Genomic DNA, 22601 nt, shown 5'->3' with positions numbered 1-22601 from the left:
TATATTCCTGTGATTTCAATGGTGGTTGGGCGAACACAAGGCTGTGCGGCGCTCGACTTTGGCGCCTGCGGATGACGCTGCCCGGTGCTGCCCGGCCAGACAAACTCGTCTTAGCGTACCAGCAGGTGCAGTTTTTCTTTGACGTCCTTGAACTGGTCGGCTTCCGGCAGCGGCGCGATGGTCTTGGTGATCGAAGGCCAGTGGCGCGCGAGATCGACGTTGATCTTGATGAACTGCTGCTGGTCGCTCGGGATGTCTTCCTCGGCGAAAATGGCGTTGACCGGGCATTCGGCCACGCACACGGCGCAGTCGATGCACTCGTCCGGGTCGATGGCGAGGAAGTTCGGGCCTTGGCGGAAACAATCTACCGGGCAAACATCGACGCAGTCCGTATAACGGCAGCTGATGCAAGATTCGGTGACAACGTGGGTCATAACAGTCCTATCAATGTTGGTGTGCAGCGGCGTCGGCGGCGGTGGGATGGCCCGGCTAACCTCAGCAAAGCACTGTATTTTAAGGTAATTCGCTATTTCTCACAAATTGCGCTTATATACAATACATATAAGCAAATGCGCAGGCGCCCTTGCGGACTAGCGTGACGCCGGGCCAACTGGCATCATGTCGGCTTTGTTGATTATTAAGGAAGCCGCATGGCGGACATTAACATCGTTCAGGAACACAACCTTGCGCCGGAGCAGGCCCGGGCGGCGGCGCAGCAGGTGGCCGACAAACTGGCCGAGCAATTCGAGCTGGAATGCCGCTGGGAGGGCAATGTGCTGCGCTTCGAGCGCAGCGGCGTCGACGGCAGCCTGACCCTGGAGCCGACCCAGGCGCGGCTGCAGATCGCCCTCGGTTTCCTGTTCAGCGCGTTCTCGTCGCAGATCGAGAGCAAGGTGGTCGACAAGATGCGCAAGGTGTTCGCGCCGGTCTGAACGCAAAAAAGCCCCGTCAGGGGCTTTTTTTGGTCGGTCAAACTTTATTTCAGGTCTTCGATCAGGTCGATGTACTGCTGCTTGGCCTCGTCGGCGCTGGTGCCCTTGAGCGCGTCCCAGGCGTCGAACTTGGCGCGGCCGACCATGTCGGTGAAACCCGGACGCTCGCCGCTGGCGTCGCCCACCGACGCCTGCTTGAACAGCGCGTAGATTTTCAGCAGGGTCATGTTGTCGGGACGTTCCGGCAGGTTCTTCGAGTCCGCCTGGGCTTGTTCAAATTGCTCTTGTAAGCTCATTTACATCTCCTTGGTATGGTGGCTGGTGGGTGTGCGACATCATAACCGGCGCGGCGCCGAAAGCCGCTAGAGGGCATCCTCAAAAACGGCCTCCCCAAAACAGAACGGCGGCCATGGCAGGTCGGGGACCTGGCCATGCGCCGCCGTTTCCGGTGCCCTCGCGGGCACGAACACAGCCTGCTTAGCGCAAGAATTACTTCTTCTTGGTCGGGTTGACAGCCGACTTCAGGGTTGCGCCAGCCGAGAATTTCGGGGTCTTCGACGCGGCGATCTTGATCGCTTCGCCGGTTGCAGGATTGCGGCCTTTGCGTGCGGCACGTTTGGCGACGGAGAAGGTGCCGAAGCCAGTGATGCCAACCGTGTCGCCTTTTTTCAGACGCTCGGTCACGATCGCGATCAGAGTGTTCACCGCACCGTTGGCGGCAGCAGCAGACATCTCCGTGCGTTTCGCAAATTCTGCAATCAATTCGCCTTTTTTCATTACTACCTCCTTGGTTATTAGAGCGCGCAGATTAGCATAAATATTGTCAAATGTAATGGTTTCTGTATGAAGTAGGCCTTACAGTAGTTGCCGTGCGACGCTGCGACGCAATAAAACCCTTGTATATAAAGGGCTTACGCGATCCTGACAGCGCGGCCTTCGGTGAAAAAAAGGTTTATGATGGTGCGACTGGGGACGTGAACATGAGCTTTTCGGACGAGACACTGATTGCCTATATGGTCGGCGAACTGGACGACGCGACCCGTCACGCCGTCGAGGACGCCATGCGGCGCGACAGCAGCATCGCCCGCCGCGTGGCGCGGTTGCGCGCCGCGCGCGACGGCGTGTTCGCCGAGCCCGCGGCGATGCGTTCGCAGCAGGCCAAGGTGGTGCAGCTGGCGGCGGTGCGGGCGCAGCGCGTGGCCACGCAGCAGGCGGCCCGCAAGGCGGTCAGGCGGCAGCTCGGCTGGCGCGAGTGGAGCGCGCTGGGCGCGGTGCTGGTGGTGGGACTGGCGGTCGGCAAGTTCGGCCTGGCGCACTGGCAGCCCGCATTCCTGGCCGATCCGGCCAAGGCGCCCACCACGGTCATCAGCCGCAACGGCATGCTGGTGGCGCAGGGCCGGCTCGATACCGTCCTGAGCCAGCAGATGGGCGGCGCGGCGCCGTCCGAGGGCGATGTGCGGGTCGGGCTGAGTTTTCTGTCGAACGAGGGCGGCTATTGCCGCACCTTCACGGTGGTGGGACTGAGCCAGGATCTGGTGGGGGTGGCCTGCCGCGCCAGCGCGGAGTGGCGGATACCGGTGATGGTGCAGAGCGTGCGGCCGTCGGCGCAGATGACCGCGACCCGGATGGCGGGGACGGAGATGCCGGCGGCGGTGCTGGAGGCGATCGACCAGCGCATCGTCGGCGGCATGCTCGATACGCGCGCAGAGCTCGAGGCCCTGCGGCGCAACTGGCAGCGCTGAACGTTTACACGTTCAGGCGCTTAAACGCCCAGCAGTTCGACGTCGAAGATCAACGTGGCGTTTGGCGGAATCACGCCGCCGGCGCCGCGCGAGCCGTAGCCCAGTTCGGCTGGAATGATCAGCTGGCGCGTGCCGCCGACCTTCATGCCTTGCACGCCTTCATCCCAACCGCGGATGACCATGCCGGCGCCCAGTGCGAATTCGAACGGGTCGTTGCGGTCTTTGCTCGAGTCGAATTTCGGACCCTTGGTGCCGTCGTCGTTGCGCAGCCAGCCGGTGTAATGGACGGTGACGTTCTGGCCGGCTTTGGCTTCATCGCCCTCGCCAACGGTCCGTTCGATGTACTGCAGGCCCGATTCGGTCGTGATGGTGGTCATGGTTATTCCTTCTAGATTCGTTGAACACAGCCGGCAATTGTAGCAGGGCGTTGTGGTTCAGCCGCCGCGCTTCATTACGGATAGGAATAATTGTCCGGTTTTAACTTGTGACGGCCCGGTTTGCACGTAAAATAAACGTTTAGTCCTTCTAAGCGATTTCTTCATGCTCCGCAGTGTCCGCCGTCTGGTTTTCTCCTGTGTTTGCGCCGCGATTGCCATCGGCAGCGCGCAGGCCAATGTTGTCGTTGTGCTCAACTCGCGTGATGCTACCGTGCAGTTGCTGGACCAGGCAACCTACAAGGACTTGTCCACTTTCCCGGTCGGCAAGGAGCCGCACCACCTGATGGCGACGCCGGACAACAAGTCGCTGATCGTCGCCAGCTCGGTCGGCAACGAACTGATCTTCCTCGATCCGAAGAGCGGGCAGATCCAGCGTACCGTCAAGGACATCCTCGACCCCTACCAGATCGGCTTCTCGCCGGACCAGAAGTGGTTCGTGTCGGCCTCGCTGCGGCTGGATCGCGTCGACCTGTACCGCTACGACGGCACCAACATGACCTTGGCCAAGCGCATCCCGCTGCCGAAGCTGCCGAGCCACATGGCCTTCAACGCCGCCAGCAACATGGTCTTCATCACGCAGCAGGGCAGCGACCAGGTCAGCGCGATCGACCTGGTCACGCAGACCGTCAAGTGGACGCTGCCGGTCGGTAAGCTGCCGGCCGGTATCGCGATGACGCCGGACGACAAGTATCTGCTGGTGGGCATCATGGGCAGCGACTACGTCGAGGTGATCGACTGGAAGGCGCAGAAAACCGTCAAGCGCATCAAGACCGGGCAGGGCGCGCACAACTTCCGTTCGGCCGGCGACGGCCGCTACACGTATGTGTCGAATCGTGTTTCCAATTCGATCAACATCATTGATCAGAAGACATTGGAAAACGTCGGCATGATCAACGTGCCGGGCGGCCCGGACTGCATGGAAGTGACGGCCGACGGCAAGATGATGTGGGTCACCTTGCGCTGGATTAAAAAGGTGGCGGTCATCGACTTGGCCACGCGCAAGCTGGTCAAGACGATACCGGTGGGGCGCTCGCCGCACGGCGTGTTCTTCAACAACTCCGCCCAGCGCTGATGAAACGCCCCACTGCGAGGGTCAAGTCTGTCATTCGGACACGAACACAACCATCGCGTAGTTCAGCCCGTGTCCGAATGACAGACTTGACCCCGGGGTGGGCGCTGTTGGTGGCGCTGGCGGTAGCGGCGGCGCCTGCCGTGGCGGCGCCGGCGGCCTGCAAAGGCACGATTTATCTGACCTTCGATACCGGCAGCCAGTCGCAGGCCGAACTAATCGCCGATACGCTCAAACGCCACAGCATCAAGGCAACCTTCTTCCTCGCCAACGAGAAAACCGTGCGCGGCGATTATTCGCTCGATCCGTCGTGGTCGGCGTACTGGAAGGCGCGCGTGGCCGAGGGCCATGCGATCGGCTCGCACACTTTCGATCACGACGTGCTGGTCAAGGATGTCGGCGACGGCTTCAAGGTCAAACCTGGTTTCGGCGCGTCGGCCGGCAAGCTCCGCACGCTGACGCCGGCGCAATATTGCGAGGAAATCAAGCGGGTCGACCAGCGCTTCGTCGAGCTGACCGGCAAGCACCTCGATCCGATCTGGCGCGCGCCGGCCGGGCGCACCTCGCCCGGCACACTGGCGGCGGCCAAGGCCTGCGGCTACGCGCATGTCGGCTGGGCGCCGGCCGGCTTCTCCGGCGATGAGCTGTCGAGCACGGCTTACCCGAATGCGGTATTGTTGCAGAAGTCGCTGAGGGATTTGCGCGACGGCGATATCTTCGTCGCGCACATGGGCATCTGGTCGCGCAAGGAGCCTTGGGCGCCGGCCAACCTGGAACCTTTGATCAGCGGCCTGGAGCAAAAAGGCTTTTGTTTCGCCACCCTGCGCCAGCATCCCGGGTACAAAACTTCTTTCACATCGCACCACTAAATGATCCAACTATTTTCTGACTGGCTGGGCCTGGCCCAGGGCTGGTTGTTCGAGACGGTGATCCAGCCGTTGGTGTTCCAGCTCGGATTCGGCGAATTCATCGAGGAAGCCTTCGAGGGCACCGAGTGGCTGCTGATCGGCGTGCTGGAGCTGACCTTGCTGTTCCTGGTGCTGCGCCCGCTCGAGTCGATGATCCCTGTCCATAAGTTCAACGATCCGCGCGCCCGCTGGAACGATTTCATCTACACCGTGCTGCACCGGATCGGCCTGTTCCCGATACTGGTTTTCTTCACGCTCGATCCGCTGCTCGACAGCGTGGCCGGCATGCTGCGCTTCGAGAGCTTCCAGCCGTTCAACCTAGAGTCGCTGGTGCCAGGCATCTCGCCGCTGGGCGCCTTCCTGGTCTACTTCGTCGTGCTCGATTTCTTCGATTACTGGTACCACCGCGCCTCGCACCACTTTAATTGGTGGTGGGCGCTGCACGGCCTGCACCACAGCCAGCAAAACATGAACCTGTGGAGCGACAACCGCAACCACCTGCTCGACGACATGATGCGCGACATTTACATGGGCGTGATCGCGCTGGGCATCGGCGTCGAGCCGTCGCAATACGTGATGCTGGTGTCGGTGTCGCGCATCCTGCAAAGCCTGCAACACGCCAATGTGCGCATCCACTTCGGCAAGGTCGGCGAGTGGCTGCTGGTGTCGCCGCGCTACCACCGCATGCACCACGCGATCGGCGTCGGCCACGAATCGAACGGCCAAGGTACCCTGGGCGGCTGCAATTTCGCCGTGCTGCTGCCGATCTGGGACATCATCTTCCGCACCGCCAATTTCACGCCGCAGTTCGTCGCCACCGGCATCCGCGACCAGTTGCCGCAGGCGGAGCCGGGCGGCGCCGTCAAGCCGGGCCGCGAATACGGCCGCGGCTTCTTTTCGCAGCACTGGCTGGCGCTCAAGCGCATGGTCGAGTACGCGCGCAAGGACACCGTCTGATGGCGGGCGGATTGTCCGGAGTGGTGCGCGCCTGGGGCCGCGCCTTCGCCTCGCAATGGCACGGCAAACTGCTGTTGATGAGCGTGGCGCCGTTCCTGCTGGCGGTGGGCGTGTGGGCGGTGCTGCTGTATCTGGGCCTGCAGCCGCTGATCGATTTCGTCCACGCGACATTTTCGCAGTATGGCGTTTTCAGCTACAGCGGAAGCTTCCTGAGCTCGCTCGGTCTTGGCGCTTTGAAAACAGTCGTTGTGCCGTTGATAGCGATGCTGCTGCTCTTGCCGTTGATGATACTGACGGCGCTGATCTTCATCGGCGTCATCGCCATGCCGGTGATCCTGCGCCACGTCGGCGCCCGCAATTATCCGCAGCTGGAGCAGCGCAACGGCGGCAGCGTGCTTGGCAGCGTGGGCGTGGCGCTGGGCGGTATGGCCGCCTTCATCGGCCTGTGGCTGCTGACGTTGCCGCTGTACGTGTTCCCGCCGCTGGCCGTGTTCGTGCAGGCGCTGCTGTGGGGCTGGCTGACCAGCCGGATGATGGTCTACGACGTGCTGGCCGACTACGCCAGCGCCGACGAGCGCCGTCAACTGCTGGCCGAGCACCGCTGGCCGCTGATCGCCATCGGCGTGGTGTCCGGCGCCGCCGGGGCGCTGCCGGGCGCGATCTGGCTGGGCGGCGTGATGGCGGTGGTATTCTTCCCCTTCCTGGCAGCCGCGTCGATCTGGCTGTATGTGCTGGTGTTTATCTTCACCGCGTTGTGGTTCGCCTATTATTGCCTTGAAGCGCTGGCGCGCCTGCGCGCCGCCGAGGCCATGAAGGCCGCGCCGCCGCCGGCGGAATTTTGAGATAACTAAGAAAGCGGAACCAATATGGCGATCGGACTCATCATCATCGGCGACGAAATCCTGTCCGGCAGGCGCGTCGACCAGCATTTCCCGAAAGTGGTGCAAATGCTGGCCGCGCGCGGCCTGCAACTGGCGTGGGCGGAAATCCTGGCCGACGATCCGGCCCGCATCACGGCCACGCTCAAGCGCACCTTCGCCAGCGACGACATCGTGTTTTGCTGCGGCGGCATCGGCGCCACGCCGGACGACCACACCCGCCTGGCCGCCGCCGACGCGCTGGGCCTGCCGCTGGTGTTGCACGAGCAGGGCAAGGCCAACATCCAGCAGCGCATCGTGCAGATGGGGCAGGAGGCCGGCCACGCCGTCGACCTCAATTCGGCCGAGAACCTGCACCGCCTCAAGATGGCCGAGTTCGCGCAGGGCGCGGCGCTGATCCCCAATCCCTACAACAACATCGCCGGCTTCGCGCTGCACAAGCATTACTTCGTGCCGGGCTTCCCGGTGATGGCCTGGCCGATGATCGAGTGGGTGCTCGACCACCACTACGCCGACCTGTTCAACCGCGAGCCGCACCTGGAGCAGTCGGTGCTGGTGTACGAGACGGCCGAATCTGCGCTGACGCCGCTGATGGTGGAGATCGAGGCGCTGTATCCGCGCGTGAAGGTGTTCAGCCTGCCGAGCGTGGGCGACGCCAACACCCGCCGCCACATCGAGCTCGGCGTCAAGGGCGAGCCGGCGCAGACGCTCACCGCGTTCGAGCACATGTGCGCGGAATTGAAGAAGCTCCACGTGGAGTTCAACAACACTTAATGCGCCCCGGTATCGGGTGATGTCGCGCCGCTATCGCTCGATAGCGCTTCGACATCGGCCTCGGCGGCGGCCCGACGGTGCCCCGCTGTCACGCGCTTGTCACTTAGCGGTCACATCCATTCACGGCGTTCCTCCATAGGGGAGAAACGCCGTTGTTTTTTTGCGAAAAATAAACTACGGTTGCAAATTATTGTGCGTCATCACCGGTTGCCACCGTGCCGATGTGGTGCAATGGTGGCTAGTAGGTTTTACTGAAACAGCTGACCGGTTTGAATCATATGTTAAGCAATCGTCGTTTCCGCCGGCCCCTCGTCAAAGCAGTGCGCAAGTTGCGCGCAGGCGCGGCAGCACTAGGCTATCGTCGCACCCGGCATCTGCATTTCGTGCCACCCCTTAACCCCGAAGAAAGCGAGGCGCATTTGGCGCAAGCGCAGATGGACGCGCCGCCGCCTGGCGAGCCAACCAAGAGCAAGCGTTCGCGCAACGCCCTGATCGTGGTGCTGCTGGTGGGCGCCTCGTTCGCGGTGTGGTGGGGCGTGCACGAGAGCCGCACCTCGACCGTGCAGGCGCGCATTTTCACCGACCTGGCCGGCAAGATGACGTACAAGGTGCAGCCGGGGCCGAGCAATGCGATCCGCTTCCCGCACGACAGCCCGTACGACGAGCGGCTCGGCTACGCCAGCCTGCCCGACTACCTGGCCAAGCTGCGCACGCGCGACTACCAGGTCAGCGCGCAAGCCCGCATTTCGCCGAAGATGGCGGAACTGGCCGACATGGGCATCTTCGCCACGTATCACGAGAAGACGAAGACCGGCCTGACGATCTACGACTGCCGCGCGCAGGAACTGTTCGCGGCCAGCTACCCGGAACGCATCTACAACAAGTTCGAGCAGGCGCCGATGGCGCTGATCTACAGCCTGCTGTTCATCGAAAACCGCGAACTGCTCGACAACAAATACCCGAAACGCAACCCCGCCGTCGAATGGGACCGCCTGGGCAAGGCCGTCATCGAGAAAAGCGTCAACGCGGTGGCCGGCGGCCATCGCGCGGCCGGCGGCAGCACCCTGGCCACGCAGATCGAGAAATACCGCCACTCGCCCGAGGGCCGCACCGGCTCGATGAAGGACAAGCTGCAGCAGATGGTCTCGGCCAGCCTGCGCTCCTACCAGGACGGTCCGGACACGACCAAGGCGCGGCGCCGCATCGTCATCGATTACCTGAACACGGTGCCGCTGTCGGCCAAGCCCGGCTACGGCGAGGTCAACGGCATCGGCGACGGCATGTGGGTGTGGTACGGCCGCGAGTTCGCCGACGTCAACCGCCGCCTCAGCGGCAATCTCGACAATCCCGATCCGGAGACCGCGCTGGTCTTCAAGGAAGCGCTCAGCCTGATGATCGCGCAGCGCCGTCCGAGCCACTACCTGGGCGACGGCGCCGACGACCTCGAAGTGCTGGCCGACAGCCACCTGCGCGTATTGGCGCAGGAAGGAATCATCACGGCCGCGATGCGCGACGTCGCGCTCAAGCAGCCGCTGCATCCGGCCAAGGGCAACGGCCTGCAGGCGGCGCCGGAGATGACCTTTGTCACGCGCAAGGCCTCGAACGCGATCCGCAACCACCTGGCCAACCTGCTGGGCGACAATCGCATGTACAACCTCGACCGCCTGGACCTGAACGTGGTCAGCACGCTCGACGCGCAGGCGCAGAAGGCGGTCACGCAGGTGCTGCGCGACCTGCGCGACCCCGAGCGCGCCGCCGCCGCCGGCCTGACCGGCAAGGGCATGCTGGGCAACGGCGATCCGGCCAACGTGGTGTACAGCTTCACCTTGCTGGAGAAGGGCAAGGACAACAACCTGCTGCGCCTGCAGACCGACAACTACGACCAGCCGCTCGACATCAACGAGGGCGCCAAGCTCGACCTGGGTTCGACCGCCAAGCTGCGCACCCTGGTGTCCTACCTGGACATCGTCGACCAGCTCAACAAGAAGTACAAGGGCATGAACGCCGAAACGCTGAGCATGATCCCGGTCGATCCGCAGGACAAGCTGTCGCGCTGGGCGATCGAGTACCTGACGGCGCTTCCGGTCGGCAGCGCCGGGCGCGAGATCACCCCGATGCTCAACGCGGCCATGGAGCGCAAATACTCGGGCAATCCGGGCGAGGGCTTCTTCACCGGCGGCGGCCTGCATTACTTCGGCAACTTCTCCAAGGAAGACAACGGCAGGATCCTGACCGTGACCGAGGCGCTGCGCCGCTCAACCAACCTGGTGTTCGTGCGCCTGATGCGCGACGTGGCCAAGTTCTACATGTTCCAGACGCCGGGCTCGTCGGCCTCGCTGCTGGCCGACGCCGACGATCCGCGCCGGGCCGTCTATCTGGCGCGCTTCGCCGACAAGGAGGGCAAGGAGTTCCTGAACCGCTTCTACGCCAAGTACAAGGGCAAGCCGGCGGCCGACCTGGACAAGATCCTGCTGGCCAACATCCGCAGCACGCCGACCCGGCTGGCGGTGATCCACCGCACCGTGTATCCGGGCGCGACCGTCAAGCAGTTCGGCGACTTCCTGCACGAGTACCTGCCGTCGCAGAACGAGGTGTCGGACGAGCGCGTCGAGAAGCTGTACGACCAGTACGCGATCGACAAGTGGTCGCTGCCGGACCGCGGCTACCTGGCCAGCATCCACCCGCTGGAGCTGTGGATGGCGGCGTATATGCGCACGCATCCGGGCGCGACCTTGTCGCAGATGACGGCGGCCAGCGAGAAGGAACGCCAGGAAGTCTATTCGTGGTTGTTCAAGACGCACCGCAAGCACGCGCAGGACCGCCGCATCGCCGGCCTGATCGAGGTCGAAGGCTTCATGGAAATCCACAAGCAGTGGAAGAAGATGGGCTATCCGTTCGAATCGCTGGTGCCGTCGTATGCGACGACCTTGGGCGCGTCTGCCGACCGGCCCGCCGCGCTGGCCGAGATGATGGGCATTATCGTCAACGGCGGCGTGCGCAAGAGCAGCCAGCGCATCTCGTCGCTGCACTTCGCCAAGGGCACGCCGTATGAGACCGTGGTCACCAAGGCCCCTGCCACCACCAACGAACAAGTGCTGTCGCCGGAAGTGGCGCGCGTGGTCGCCGACGCGATCCGTGGCGTGGTGTCGGACGGCACGGCCAAGCGGGCGCGCATGGCGTTCGTGCAGTCGGACGGCACGGTGCTGCCGGTCGGCGGCAAGACCGGTACCGGCGACCAGCGTTTCGATGTGTATGGCGGCGGCGGGCGCTTGATCGAATCGCGCTATGTGAACCGCTCGGCGACGTTCGTGTTCAATATCGGCGAGCGCTTCTTCGGCAGCATGACGGCATACGTGCACGGGCCGGAATCGAAGAATTACGATTTCACCAGCGCGTTGCCGGTGCAGTTGCTGGTGGTGCTGGCGCCAAGCTTGATGCCGCTGATCGAGCCGAATCCGGTGGCCAAGCCGGGCGCGTTGCCGCCGCCGGTGGTGGTCAAGACGGGTGGCGTGCCGGCCAACGCCGCGACAGCCGTTCAGTTGCAAGCCTGCGGCGGCTAGTCAATAAGGGAACACGTGCTTGACACGTGTTCCCTTGGATGAGCCCGTATTCCCCTTGCATAATTGCTCATTTGTTGGCATGGTATCAGCCCATGAAACCAATGCGCCATCACATGTCCAAAATCCTCAAGTTCACGCAATTCTCGGTGCGGGACTTGTTTGTCGCCTCGGCCCCCACCATCGCGTTGATCGTCGGTGTTTGCTTCCTGGCCTACTGGCTGGTCGATCCGGCGCCTCCGCGCAGCGTGCGCCTGGCCACCGGCCAGGAAAACAGCGCCTACGAGGAATTCGGCAAGAAATACGCCGCCGCCCTCGCCAAGCACGGCGTCAAGGTCACGCTGGTCCCCTCGGCCGGCTCCGGCGAAAACCTGCGCCGCCTGCGCGCCGGCGAAGTCGACATCGCCTTCGTCCAAAGCGGCTCCACCAACGAGGAAGCGGCCGAACGCGAAGGCTTGTCGTCGCTGGGCAGCCTGTTCGTCGAGCCGCTGTGGCTGTTCCTGCGCGAAACCAAGGGCCAGCCGCCGATCACCCAGCTCAGCCAGTTAAAAGGCAAGAAGATCAACTTCGGCCCCAAGGGCGCCGGTGCGCCGCGCCTGTTCCGCCAGGTGCTGTCGCTCAACGGCCTGGAGAAGGAAGACGTCGAGCGCTACTCGCTGGCCAACACTCCGGCAACGGTGGAGCTGCTGGAAGGGCGCATCGATGGCCTGGTGTTTACCTCGGCGCCCGAAGCGCCGCTGATCCAGATGCTGCTGCAAACGCCGGGCATCAAGCTGTTCAACTTCAGCCAGGCCGAGGCTTACGCGCGCAAGCTGCCGTTCCTCACGCACGTGGTGCTGCCGCAGGGGATCGTCGACCTGGGCCGCGATATTCCCAAGGAGAATTACAACCTCATCGCGCCGACCGCCACCCTGGTGGCGCGCGACGACCTTCATCCGGCGCTGGTCGATTTGTTCGTGCAGGCGGCCAGCGGCATCCACAACGGCGCCGGCTGGTTCCAGCAGCAGGGACAGTTCCCGTCGGCCAAGTACAGCGAGATTCCCGTGGATGCAGAGGCGGCCAAGTTCTACAAGAACGGCCCGCCGCTGCTGCAGCGCTACATGACGTTCTGGCTGGCCAATTTCTTCGACCGCATGTGGGTGGTGGTGCTGGCGCTGAGCGCCTTGATCATTCCGCTGTCGCGGATTATTCCGCCGCTGTACGTGTGGCGCATCCGCTCGCGCGTGTATCGCTGGTACGGGCAGTTGCGCACGGTGGAGCAGCAGGTCGAGAGCGCGCCGGAGGCGTCGCGGATGCAGGTGTACGAGGCGCAGCTCAAGCGGCTCGACGAGATCGAGGAGCTGGTCAACCAGATCTCGATTCCGTTGTCGTTTGCCGATGGCTTGTACGGCTTGCGCAGCCACATCCAGTTCGTGCGCAAGCGGATACAGTTTTTGATGGGGGAGGGCACGCCGGCGGCGACGCAGGCGGTGCCCGTTTAAATCATTTACAAAGTTACGCGCCGGTCCACGGCAGGCCGGCCTTGCACCAGCCGCCGATATTCTTGCGGTGGCTGTGCTCGTCCTTGTCGCCCTCGAAGCCTTCCAGGATGTCGTAGCAATGCTGGTAGCCGTGCTCGGTGGCCAGCTTGGCCGCACCACGCGAGCGCACGCCCGAGCGGCACAGGAACAACAGCACCTGATCCTTGCGCGCCACCGAGTTCAATTGCTCGATGAATTCGTGGTTGGCGATGCCGCCCGGATAAATACTCCACTGCACCGCACCATGTTGGGCTTCCGGAATGGCGACCCGGCCGACCCAGTCGCGCTCGGCATTGGTGCGCACATCCACGATCTTGACGGCGTTGTCGGCGCCGATCAGCTCGTAAGCCTCCTCCGGCGTGACCGCTCCGGCATACGGCCAGTCCTTGCTGCGTCCACGGGCCACGGCCAGGATCTCGTCTATTTTGCTCATGGGATGTCCCTCCAAATAAGATTGAGTTTATTATAGGCGTCCTATGCATGCCGGAGACAATGGCGCACCAAAGCCGTGCAATTTTCCGTGAAAAACGAAAGTTGCACTATGACGGTGCGATTTCTTGGATTTGCACCAAGTTGGTGCTGCATTGACCCGGTGTAAATAGTGGCATTTTGGTGCTTCGCCCCGTTTTAGTCCCTTTTGTCGGCGAGTTCCAAGACGCTATGAACATATCCTTATGAGTTTCAGGCTGGCATAGATACTGCTTATAGAGAGCGCACCAGTTATACACATTCCTTTAGGAGATACGCATGGCAATGACAGCCGCAGAAGTCTTGAAAATGGTCCAGGAAAACGAAGTCAAATTCGTTGATTTCCGTTTCGCCGATACCCGTGGTAAAGAACAGCACGTCACCGTGCCCGTGTCGCACTTCGACATGGACAAGTTCGAATCGGGTCACGCATTCGACGGTTCCTCGATCGCCGGCTGGAAGGGCATTGAAGCATCGGACATGATACTGCTGCCAGATCCAAACACCGCGAACATCGATCCATTCATGGAAGAGACCACGCTGTTCATGCAGTGCGACGTCATCGAGCCGGCCGACGGCAAGGGCTACGACCGCGACCCGCGCTCGATCGCCAAGCGCGCCGAAGCCTACCTGAAATCGTCGGGCATGGGCGACACCGCCTACTTCGGCCCTGAGCCGGAATTCTTCATCTTCGACAGCGTGCGCTGGAAGATCGACATGTCGGGCTGCTTCGTCAAGATCGATTCCGACGAAGCGTCGTGGACCACCGGCGAGAAGCTCGAAGGCGGCAACAGCGGCCATCGTCCTACCGTCAAGGGCGGCTACTTCCCGGTCCCACCGGTCGACAGCTTCCAGGACATGCGTTCGGAAATGTGCCTGATCCTCGAATCGCTGGGCATCCCGGTCGAAGTGCACCACCACGAAGTGGCCGGCGCCGGCCAGAACGAAATCGGCACCAAGTTCTCGACCCTGGTCGAGCGCGCCGACTGGACCCAGAACCTGAAATACGTGGTCTGGAACGTGGCCCACAGCTATGGCAAAACCGCCACCTTCATGCCGAAACCTATCGTTGGCGACAACGGTTCTGGCATGCACGTGCACCAGTCGATCTGGAAGGACGGCGTCAACCTGTTCGCCGGCGACGGCTATGCCGGCCTGTCGGACACCGCGCTGTACTACATCGGCGGCATCATCAAGCACGCCAAGGCGCTCAACGCGATCACCAACCCGGGCACCAACTCGTACAAGCGTCTGGTGCCAGGCTTCGAGGCGCCGGTGAAGCTGGCCTACTCGGCTAAAAACCGTTCGGCTTCGATCCGTATTCCACACGTGGCCAATCCAAAAGGCCGCCGCATCGAAACCCGTTTCCCTGATCCACTGGCCAACGTGTACCTGTGCTTCGCCGCGCTGCTGATGGCCGGTCTGGACGGTATCGCCAACAAGATCCATCCGGGCGAAGCGGCATCGAAAGATCTGTACCACCTGCCGCCGGAAGAAGACGCGCTGATCCCGACCGTGTGCTCGTCGCTGGAAGAGGCACTGGACAACCTGAACAAAGACCGCGAGTTCCTGACCCGTGGCGGCGTGTTCAGCGATTCGATGATCGACGCTTACATCGAACTGAAAATGCAGGACGTCCAGCGCATGCGCATGACGACCCACCCAGCCGAGTTCGACATGTACTACTCGCTGTAATTGCAACGCATCGGCTTGCCGGTGCTTGTGGTGAAGCAAAAAACGCGGGGCGAGCCATGGCTTTCCCCGCGTTTTTGTTTGGATGTTGTATATTCAGGATGGAGCGTTCCACCCACGGATTACGAATGACAATGAGTTTCAAACGATGCGGTTACGCCAATGTTGGCGCGCTGTTAGCGCTGGCGCTGGCCGCCGGCGGCGCCGCGCGGGCGCAGGGCGTGATCTACAAATGCACGCCCCCAAACGGCAGCACCGAATACACCGACGTTTATCGCGGTAACTATTGCAAAGCGATGGACTTGCCGGGCCTGGCGATCCCGGCGCCGGCCAAGCGGCAGGGCGCGCCGGCGCGCGCGGCGGGAGCGGCGCCGACGCCGCCAACTGCCACGCCGGGCGACTTTCCCCGCGTCGACAGCGCCGAGCAGCGCGCGCGCGACGCCGACCGCCGCGCGATACTGGAAGACGAACTGAAGAACGAAACGCAGAAGCTGACGGCGTTGCGCAAGGAGTTCAACGGCGGCGAGCCGGAACGGCGCGGCGACGAACGCAACTACGCCAAATACCAGGAACGGGTGGCCGCCATGCGTGACAGCATCAGCCGCTCGGAAAAGAATGTCGACGCCTTGAAACGTGAGATCGCGAATATCAGATGAGCATTGTAAGTAATATCGCCGCCCGCGCCGTGGCCGCCATGAACCGTCCACCGGCCTTGGCCGGCCTCGAACTGCTGGCCTCGGCCGTGGTGCTGCTCGACGGCGAGGGGCACATCGCCTACGCCAACGCGGCCGCCGAGAACCTGCTGGAAAGTTCGCTGAAGGCGCTGTCGCGCCAGAAGCTGACCGCGCAGTTCCTCAACCCCGAGGAGCTCGACCACATCTGCGCCCAGGCGCGCGAGCACAAGTTCTCCGACCTGCGCCAGGACTTGACCCTGGAGCGGGCCGGGCGCGATCCGCTGCACGTGCACAGCATCGTCTCGGCGCTCGACGATCCGGTCGACCACATCCTGATCGAACTGCGCGAGCACCTGCAGCATCTCAAGCTCGACCGCGAGGAACGCATCCTCGACCAGAGCCAGGTCAACAAGGAGCTGATCCGCAACCTGGCGCACGAGATCAAAAATCCGCTGGGCGGCATCCGTGGCGCCGCCCAGCTGCTGGAGATGGAACTGCCGGCGCTGCACGCGGTGCAACTGCGCGAATACACGCAAGTGATCATCAAGGAGGCCGACCGCCTGCAAACGCTGGTCGACCGCCTGCTGGCGCCGCACCGCCGGCCGCACATCGTCGGCGACGTCAACATCCACGAAGTGCTCGAGCGCGTGCGCAGCCTGATGCTGGCCGAATTCCCGTCCGGCCTGACGATCCTGCGCGACTACGACGCCTCCATCCCCGAGTTCCGGGGCGACAAGGAGCAACTGATCCAGACGGTGCTCAACATCGCCCACAACGCCGCGCAAGCGCTCGCTTCACAAATCGAAGCGGGCGGCGCGCAGATCGTTTTGAAGACCCGCGTGGCCCGTCAAGTGACCCTGGCCAAGGTCCGCTACGGGCTGGCATTAGACTTGCATATCATTGACAATGGACCGGGCATCGCACCCCAGATCCGCGACCGTATTTTCTACCCGCTGGTGTCGGGCAGGGAAGGCGGCAGCGGCCTCGGGCTGACCTTGGCGCAGACCTTCGTGCAGCAGCACATGGGCGTGATCGAGTGCGAGAGCCGGCCTGGATATACGGATTTCCGTATCCTGCTGCCGTTGCCATAAGCCGAGGCAAGCAGGGGCGGGTGCCGAGTCCCTTGATTGACGATCCATATTGCGGGATAACACAAACACATGAAGCCAATCTGGATAGTAGACGACGACGAATCGATCCGCTGGGTACTGGAAAAAGCGCTGGCGCGGGAAAACCTGGCCACCAAGAGTTTTGCCAACGCGCGCGACGCCATCGCCGCGCTCGAGTTCGAGACGCCGCAGGTGCTGGTGTCCGACATCCGCATGCCGGGCGACTCCGGCCTCGACCTGCTGCAACTGGTCAAATCGCGCTTTCCGGGGCTGCCGGTCATCATCATCACCGCCTTCTCGGACCTGGACTCGGCCGTCGCCGCGTTCCAGGGCGGCGCCTTCGAATACCTGGCCAAGCCGTTCGACATCGACAAGGCCGTCGAGCTGATCCGCCGCGCGCTCGACGAGAGCCTGCGCGAGACCAGCGTCGAATCGGGGCCGTCGGAGACGCCGGAAATCCTCGGCCAGGCGCCGGCGATGCAGGAAGTGTTCCGCGCCATTGGCCGCCTGTCGCAGTCGAACGTGACGGTGCTGATCACCGGCGAATCGGGCTCGGGCAAGGAGCTGGTGGCGCGCGCGCTGCACAAGCACAGCCCGCGCGCGCAGCAGCCGTTCATCGCGCTCAACACGGCGGCGATTCCCAAGGATTTGCTCGAGTCCGAACTGTTCGGCCACGAGCGCGGCGCCTTCACCGGCGCGCAAACGACGCGGCGCGGCCGCTTCGAGCAGGCCGAAAACGGCACCCTGTTCCTCGACGAGATCGGCGACATGCCGTTCGACCTGCAAACGCGCTTGTTGCGGGTGCTGTCGGACGGGCACTTCTACCGGGTCGGCGGGCATCAGCCGCTCAAGGCCAACGTACGCGTGATCACCGCGACGCACCAAAATCTGGAGCAGCGGGTGCGCGAAGGATTGTTCCGCGAGGATTTGTATCACCGCCTGAATGTGATTCGCTTGCGTTTGCCCAGTTTGAGGGAGCGGCGCGAGGATATCCCTATTTTGGTGCGCCACTTCCTGGTGCAAAGCGCCAAGCAGCTGGGCGTGGAAGCCAAGCGCATGAGCGACGCCACGGTGCAGTTCCTCAGCAGCCTGGACCTGCCGGGCAATGTGCGTCAGCTGGAAAACCTGTGCAACTGGATCACGGTGATGGCGCCGGGGCAGACGGTCGAAGTCAAGGATTTGCCGCTGGAGCTGACGCAGGAGCAAGCCGGCGGAGGCGCGGCGGCGTTAAGCACCGGCACCGGCGCGGGCCTGGCGGCGCCGTCGGAAAGTTACGGCGCGATCCAGCACCACGGCACGGTGGTGCCGGTGGCGACGGCGGAAGCGGGCGGCGCCAATGGATCGGCGGGTTCTCCCGACGCCTGGCTCAGCCTGTTGGAAGTGCAGGCCGCCTCGATGCTCAGCGGCGGGCAGCAGGAAGTGATGGCGGTGCTGGGACGGCAATTCGAATCGGCGCTGATCCGCACGGCGCTCAAGCACACGCACGGCCGCAAGAACGACGCCGCCGTCAGGCTCGGCATCGGCCGCAACACCATCACCCGCAAGATCGCCGAACTGGGCATCGACGGCGCCAAGGACGATTAAGCGAAGCAACTCCGGGGTCAGGTCCACCATTTCTACACGAACGGGTCTGTAAGCGCGCATTAGGGATGGGGCCGTGTAGCATTGGTGGACCTGACCCCGGGTTGTTTAAGGTAAGCTCTTGGCTGACAAAGCCAAGGGCTTTTTTTTTATGGAAACTGTATGTTGATTAATTGTGTGGCCTATCAGGACGGCCAGAAGCTGGCGGATATCCCGGTCGAGGAAATCAGCGATTACATGGAGCGGCCGGAGACGTTCGTCTGGGTCGCGCTGCGCGACGCCGAACCCGACGAACTGAAAACGATGCAGCACGAGTTCGGCCTGCACGAACTGGCCGTCGAGGACGCCAGCCGCGGCCACCAGCGCCCGAAGATCGAGGAATACGGCGATTCGCTGTTCGTGGTGGTCAAGACCATCGAGTGCCGCGACGGCGACGTGGCCATCGGCGAGGTCGACATGTTCGTCGGCCAGAACTATATCCTGTCGTCGCGCGACGCCGAAAGCCAGCAGGGCTTCCTGGGCGTGCGCGCGCGCGCCGAGAAGGAGCCGCACATGCTGCGCCTGGGCCCGGCGTTCGTGCTGTACGCGCTGATGGATGCGGTGGTCGACCGCTACTTCCCGGTGCTCGACATGCTGGAAACGGAACTGGAAAAAATCGAGGAGTTGATCTTCAGCCAGGGCAAGCAGCGCGACAACATCGAGCGCTTGTACGAGCTCAAAAGCAAGGTGACGACGGTGCGCCACGTGGTCGCCCCGCTGATGGAGGCGGTCGGACGGTTGCATGGCGGCCGGGTGCCGTCGATGTGCATGGACACCCAGGAATACTTCCGCGACGTGCACGACCATTTGCACCGCATCACCGCCTCGCTCGAGTCGATCCGCGACACCATCGGCACCGCGATCCAGGTCAACCTGTCGATGACGGCGATCGAGGAAAGCGAAGTGAACAAGCGGCTGGCGGCATGGGCGGCGATCTTCGCCATCGTCACCGCGTTTGCCGGCCTGTGGGGCATGAATTTCAAGTACATGCCCGAGCTGGAGTGGAAGTACGGCTATCCGATGGCGATCTCGATCATGGTTCTGGTGTGCCTGGGGCTGTACCGGCGCTTCAAGCGCTCCGGCTGGCTGTAGCGGCCGGAGGCGGGGGGCAAAAAAAGCCCACCCTGCGGCGATGTGGCGGCCTTGGCCGTCACACGCACGCAGGGTGGGCTTTCTTACGCCTGGCTGATTAGAACTTGTAGCCGGCGGTCACGTAGACAAAGCGTCCGCGTGGATCGTACTGGTTGATGTCGTAGCCGGCCTGGAACTGGTTCGTCACCGGCGAGCCGATCGGATCTGGCTGCTTGTCGAACATGTTCTTCACGCCCAGCGCCAGGGTCACGTTCTTGAAGCCTTTGTAGGTCACATTGGCGTCGTAGATCGCTTCCGAGCGGATGTGCACCGGATTGTCGTTCAGGTCGTGGCCGACTTCGTAGCCGTCGCGGTAGTTCTGGATCAGGGTGGTTGCCCATGGGCCCTGGCTCCAGGTCGCCGACAGCTGGTGTTTCCAGTTCAGGATCACGCCGCCGTTCTGGGCGCCGATCACCGGGGTGCCGGTCGAGTCGACGATGGTGCCGACCTTATGCGACACCTGGCCGCCAGGGCTGGTCTGGTCGAACTTGTCCATGTAGGTGCCGTTCAGGTTGACTTCCAGCTTACCGAAGCTGAAGTTGTCCTTCCAGTTACCGAACACGTCCAGGCCTTGCACGGTGGCGTCGCCGGTATTGGCCAGGGTCTGGCGAATGCTGGCGATGTTGTTGCCGCGCAGGGTCACCAGGCCGGCGTAGGCCGGGTCGCCGGCGCGGAAGCGCGATACCACTTCCTGGGCCGACGGCGTGGCCAGGATGTCGGTGATCTTGATGTTGAAGAAGTCGACACCGATGCTGGTGGTGCTGGCCGGCTGCCATACGGCGCCGAACGAGTACTGCTTCGACTCCTCAGGCTTCAGGTTCGGGTTGCCGCCGGTGAGCGAATTGACCTGGCGGCCGGTTTCTCCGGTGACCGGATCGGTGAACTGCTCGGACGTGCCCAGGGTTTGCGGGGTCCACAGGTCGACCAGCGACGGCGCGCGGAAGCCGGTGCCATAGGAGGCACGCAGCACCAGCTGCTTGACCGGTTGCCAACGTACGTTGCTCTTCCAGTTGAAGGTGTTGCCGACGTCGTCATACTTGTCGTCGCGGCCGGACAGGTTCACTTCCACCGACTTGAGCACAGGGATGCTCAGTTCGGCGAAGGCCGAGTTGACCTTGCGCTTGCGGTTGATCGGCACGACCGAACCACCCAGGCCGGAGATGTCGCCGGACTGGTAGGCGGCGCTCGGGTCGGTGATGTATTTTTCCTGGCGCGACTGCAGGCCCACCGAGTACAGCGGGGTGATGCCGGCGATGGTCGGCACTTCGCCGCTCAGTTTGGCGTCGATGGCGTCGCTGGTCGACTTGGCGTTCAGGAACGTGCCGCTGAAGGTCGCGCCTTTGAGCTGGTCGGCCAGGGCGCCGCTCTGCACGCCGCCTTCGGCCCACGGATTCCAGCTGCTGCCGTTGATGATCTTGGCGTAGGCCACTTGCGAGAAGTAGCCGGTGGTGACCGCGCTTTCCAGCTTCGATTCGTTGTGGTTGTAGGCGATTTCATAGTCGCCGAAGCCCACGTTGCCCTTGGCGCCCATCACCACGCGCGATTGCTTGGCGGTGTCGACGTTCTGGCGCGGACCGTAGTCGAATACGCGCGAGGTGATCGCCAGCGGCTGGCCGATCAGCGCGTTCTGGCCGCGGCTTTGCAGGTATGGCACGGCGATCGACTGGTAGGCCGGGTTCGACGGGAACAGCAGCAGCGCGGTGTCCACGCCTTGCTTGGCGAATTCGCCGTCGCTCTCGAAGAAGTCCGAGCGGGCCGGCGATGGCTGGTAGGTCTGGGTGATCTTGCTTTGCGAGTACAGCAGGTCGGCGAACAGCTCGTGGTTCTCGTTGAGCTTGTAGCTCAGGTTGCTGGTGAAGTTGTACAGTTCGCGTTTCGGCGTCAGGCCGACGTCCGGGCCGCTGTCGTAGGCGCAGTACGGGGTGCCGCCGCCGGTGGTCACGCCGACCATGCGGATGCTGCTGCACTTGTTGCCGATGGCCAGAGGGTTGCCGTAACCGGCGCCGCCGTCGATGTAGTTGTCGCTCGGACCTTTGCCCGGCACGAACGCGCCCTGGATGTTGCCCTGGCCGGTCGCGGTGCTGTTGTAGTACGGCAGGCGGGTGGCCGATTTGGCGTAGTCGCGGTCGCGGCCGAACAGTTCTTTTTCTTTTTCGAACGCCGCCGAAGCGACGATGCTCAGCTTGTCGGTGTTGTAGCCGCCGGTGATCGAGGTCTTGGCGTTCTGTCCGCCGCCGCTTTCGGTCGGGGAGCCGTAGCCGCCGGTAATTTCGATGCCGTCGACGCGCTTGGACAGGATGAAGTTGACCACGCCGGCCATGGCGTCGCTGCCGTACAGGCCGGAGGCGCCGTCCTTCAGGATCTCGACGCGCTCGATGGCGGCCAGCGGAATGGCGTTGACGTTGACGGAGGCGCCGTCGCTGCCGGCGAAGGCTGCCAGGCGGCGGCCGTTGACCAGCACCAGGGTGCGGGTCGAGCCCAGGCCGCGCAGCGAGATCGACGACAGGCCGCCGGTCGAGGTGCCGGCGCCGGTGGCGTTGGTGGTGCCGCCGGCCGACGAGAAGGCGGCGATCGACTGCAGCAGTTCCTGGGTGCTGGTGGCGCCGGTGCGGGCGATTTCCGCCTTGCCGACGATTTGCACAGGCAGTGCGGTTTCCGCGTCAACACGCTTGATTGACGAACCGGTGATTTCCACGCGCTGGATCGGCGCGTCGGCTTGTTGGGCCATTGCTGGTTGTGCCAGCGCGAACGCGGCACTGCCCGCAAACATCAAACGCAGTGAACGCGAAATTACAGTTTCCATCATCATTGCTTCAACTCCCGGGAGGATTCTTGTTGGACTAGGCTAATTGTTACAAGTTAAATAATGTGCTTACATTATTCAAGGGTGGCATGAGACCATCTGGCGCGGCGATGGTCAATTGCGTGTCTGTAACAAGTTTGACATAAACAACACTTCCTACGGTTTTTGCATAAAAAATCGCGTTTTTTACACAAAAATACAAAGTTTTTGAAAAGTTATGGCAATTTTGTGCTATGGATCGCTGAAAAATTCAACCACGTTCATGGTGGCCAATGACGTAACAGTTAACAGCGTGTCGACTTGTGCACCGGGGTGCCGCATCCACATCCG

Annotated in this window: 20 protein-coding genes; 14 read left to right on the top strand and 6 right to left on the bottom strand. The window is 62.9% G+C overall.

Annotation, left to right across the window (positions count from 1 at the left end):
* Positions 1-110: 110 nt before the first annotated feature.
* Positions 111-434, bottom strand: a complete 324-nt coding sequence (locus tag NHH73_25475) for a ferredoxin family protein (GenBank protein ID USX25885.1) — start codon at positions 432-434, stop codon at positions 111-113.
* A 216-nt stretch (positions 435-650) separates the two neighbouring features.
* Between NHH73_25475 and NHH73_25470 the strand changes: the two genes are divergently transcribed.
* Positions 651-932 (top strand): polyhydroxyalkanoic acid system family protein, encoded by a 282-nt coding sequence (locus NHH73_25470; protein ID USX25884.1) that lies wholly within the window; start codon positions 651-653, stop codon positions 930-932.
* 44 nt (positions 933-976) lie between these two features.
* On the opposite strand, the gene NHH73_25465 is transcribed toward NHH73_25470, so the two are convergent.
* Together NHH73_25465 and NHH73_25460 are read right to left on the bottom strand one after the other, a co-directional pair.
* Positions 977-1228 (bottom strand): acyl-CoA-binding protein, encoded by a 252-nt coding sequence (locus NHH73_25465; protein ID USX25883.1) that lies wholly within the window; start codon positions 1226-1228, stop codon positions 977-979.
* Between the two features lie 193 nt (positions 1229-1421).
* Positions 1422-1709 carry an HU family DNA-binding protein gene (locus NHH73_25460; GenBank protein USX25882.1) on the bottom strand — a complete coding sequence of 96 codons (288 nt, stop codon included), beginning with the start codon at positions 1707-1709 and terminating at the stop codon, positions 1422-1424.
* Between the two features lie 203 nt (positions 1710-1912).
* Here NHH73_25460 and NHH73_25455 point away from each other — a divergent pair, with 203 nt between their 5' ends.
* On the top strand, positions 1913-2674 hold the full coding sequence (locus NHH73_25455) for a hypothetical protein (protein ID USX25881.1): 762 nt from the start codon (positions 1913-1915) through the stop codon (positions 2672-2674).
* A gap of 20 nt (positions 2675-2694) precedes the next feature.
* On the opposite strand, the gene NHH73_25450 is transcribed toward NHH73_25455, so the two are convergent.
* Positions 2695-3051: an FKBP-type peptidyl-prolyl cis-trans isomerase gene (locus NHH73_25450; protein ID USX25880.1), complete on the bottom strand. Its 357-nt coding sequence runs from the start codon at positions 3049-3051 to the stop codon at positions 2695-2697.
* A gap of 163 nt (positions 3052-3214) precedes the next feature.
* Here NHH73_25450 and NHH73_25445 point away from each other — a divergent pair, with 163 nt between their 5' ends.
* From NHH73_25445 to NHH73_25415, 7 genes are all read left to right on the top strand, one after another.
* Positions 3215-4183, top strand: a complete 969-nt coding sequence (locus tag NHH73_25445) for a beta-propeller fold lactonase family protein (protein ID USX25879.1) — start codon at positions 3215-3217, stop codon at positions 4181-4183.
* A 77-nt stretch (positions 4184-4260) separates the two neighbouring features.
* The gene (locus NHH73_25440) at positions 4261-5049 is read left to right on the top strand and encodes a polysaccharide deacetylase family protein (GenBank protein ID USX25878.1); all 789 of its coding nucleotides are present in this window, start codon (positions 4261-4263) and stop codon (positions 5047-5049) included.
* Positions 5050-6045 (top strand): sterol desaturase family protein, encoded by a 996-nt coding sequence (locus NHH73_25435; protein USX25877.1) that lies wholly within the window; start codon positions 5050-5052, stop codon positions 6043-6045.
* 11 nt (positions 6046-6056) lie between these two features.
* A complete protein-coding gene (locus tag NHH73_25430) occupies positions 6057-6887 on the top strand; it encodes an EI24 domain-containing protein (GenBank protein USX29707.1) in 831 nt (276 codons plus the stop codon).
* A gap of 24 nt (positions 6888-6911) precedes the next feature.
* A complete protein-coding gene (locus NHH73_25425) occupies positions 6912-7697 on the top strand; it encodes a molybdopterin-binding protein (GenBank protein ID USX25876.1) in 786 nt (261 codons plus the stop codon).
* 434 nt (positions 7698-8131) lie between these two features.
* Complete coding sequence (locus tag NHH73_25420) at positions 8132-11257, top strand: transglycosylase domain-containing protein (GenBank protein USX29706.1); 3126 nt, start codon at positions 8132-8134, stop codon at positions 11255-11257.
* Between the two features lie 113 nt (positions 11258-11370).
* Entirely contained in the window at positions 11371-12735 is a 1365-nt protein-coding gene (locus tag NHH73_25415; GenBank protein USX25875.1) for a TAXI family TRAP transporter solute-binding subunit, read from the top strand.
* A gap of 13 nt (positions 12736-12748) precedes the next feature.
* Here NHH73_25415 and NHH73_25410 read toward each other — a convergent pair whose 3' ends face one another.
* Positions 12749-13207, bottom strand: a complete 459-nt coding sequence (locus NHH73_25410; protein USX25874.1) for a rhodanese-like domain-containing protein — start codon at positions 13205-13207, stop codon at positions 12749-12751.
* A 314-nt stretch (positions 13208-13521) separates the two neighbouring features.
* On the opposite strand from NHH73_25410, the gene glnA reads away from it, so the two are divergent.
* The 5 genes from glnA to corA all read left to right on the top strand — a co-directional run bounded on the left by glnA (position 13522) and on the right by corA (position 19429).
* On the top strand, positions 13522-14937 hold the full coding sequence (gene glnA, locus NHH73_25405) for a type I glutamate--ammonia ligase (protein USX25873.1): 1416 nt from the start codon (positions 13522-13524) through the stop codon (positions 14935-14937).
* 131 nt (positions 14938-15068) lie between these two features.
* A complete protein-coding gene (locus NHH73_25400; GenBank protein USX25872.1) occupies positions 15069-15590 on the top strand; it encodes a DUF4124 domain-containing protein in 522 nt (173 codons plus the stop codon).
* On the top strand, positions 15587-16699 hold the full coding sequence (gene glnL / locus NHH73_25395; protein USX25871.1) for a nitrogen regulation protein NR(II): 1113 nt from the start codon (positions 15587-15589) through the stop codon (positions 16697-16699). Before NHH73_25400 ends, glnL begins: the two co-directional genes overlap by 4 nt.
* A 69-nt stretch (positions 16700-16768) precedes the next feature.
* Entirely contained in the window at positions 16769-18301 is a 1533-nt protein-coding gene (gene ntrC / locus NHH73_25390; GenBank protein USX25870.1) for a nitrogen regulation protein NR(I), read from the top strand.
* A 159-nt stretch (positions 18302-18460) separates the two neighbouring features.
* Entirely contained in the window at positions 18461-19429 is a 969-nt protein-coding gene (gene corA / locus NHH73_25385) for a magnesium/cobalt transporter CorA (GenBank protein USX25869.1), read from the top strand.
* A 97-nt stretch (positions 19430-19526) separates the two neighbouring features.
* On the opposite strand, the gene NHH73_25380 is transcribed toward corA, so the two are convergent.
* Positions 19527-22196, bottom strand: a complete 2670-nt coding sequence (locus NHH73_25380; protein USX25868.1) for a TonB-dependent receptor — start codon at positions 22194-22196, stop codon at positions 19527-19529.
* Positions 22197-22601 lie beyond the last annotated feature (405 nt).

The organism is Oxalobacteraceae bacterium OTU3CINTB1 (genome assembly GCA_024123955.1).
In the GTDB taxonomy this organism is placed as follows: Bacteria; Pseudomonadota; Gammaproteobacteria; order Burkholderiales; family Burkholderiaceae_D; genus Rugamonas.
The sequence above is the reverse complement of the archived record's forward strand: the minus strand, read 5'-3'. Positions and strand labels throughout refer to the sequence as shown.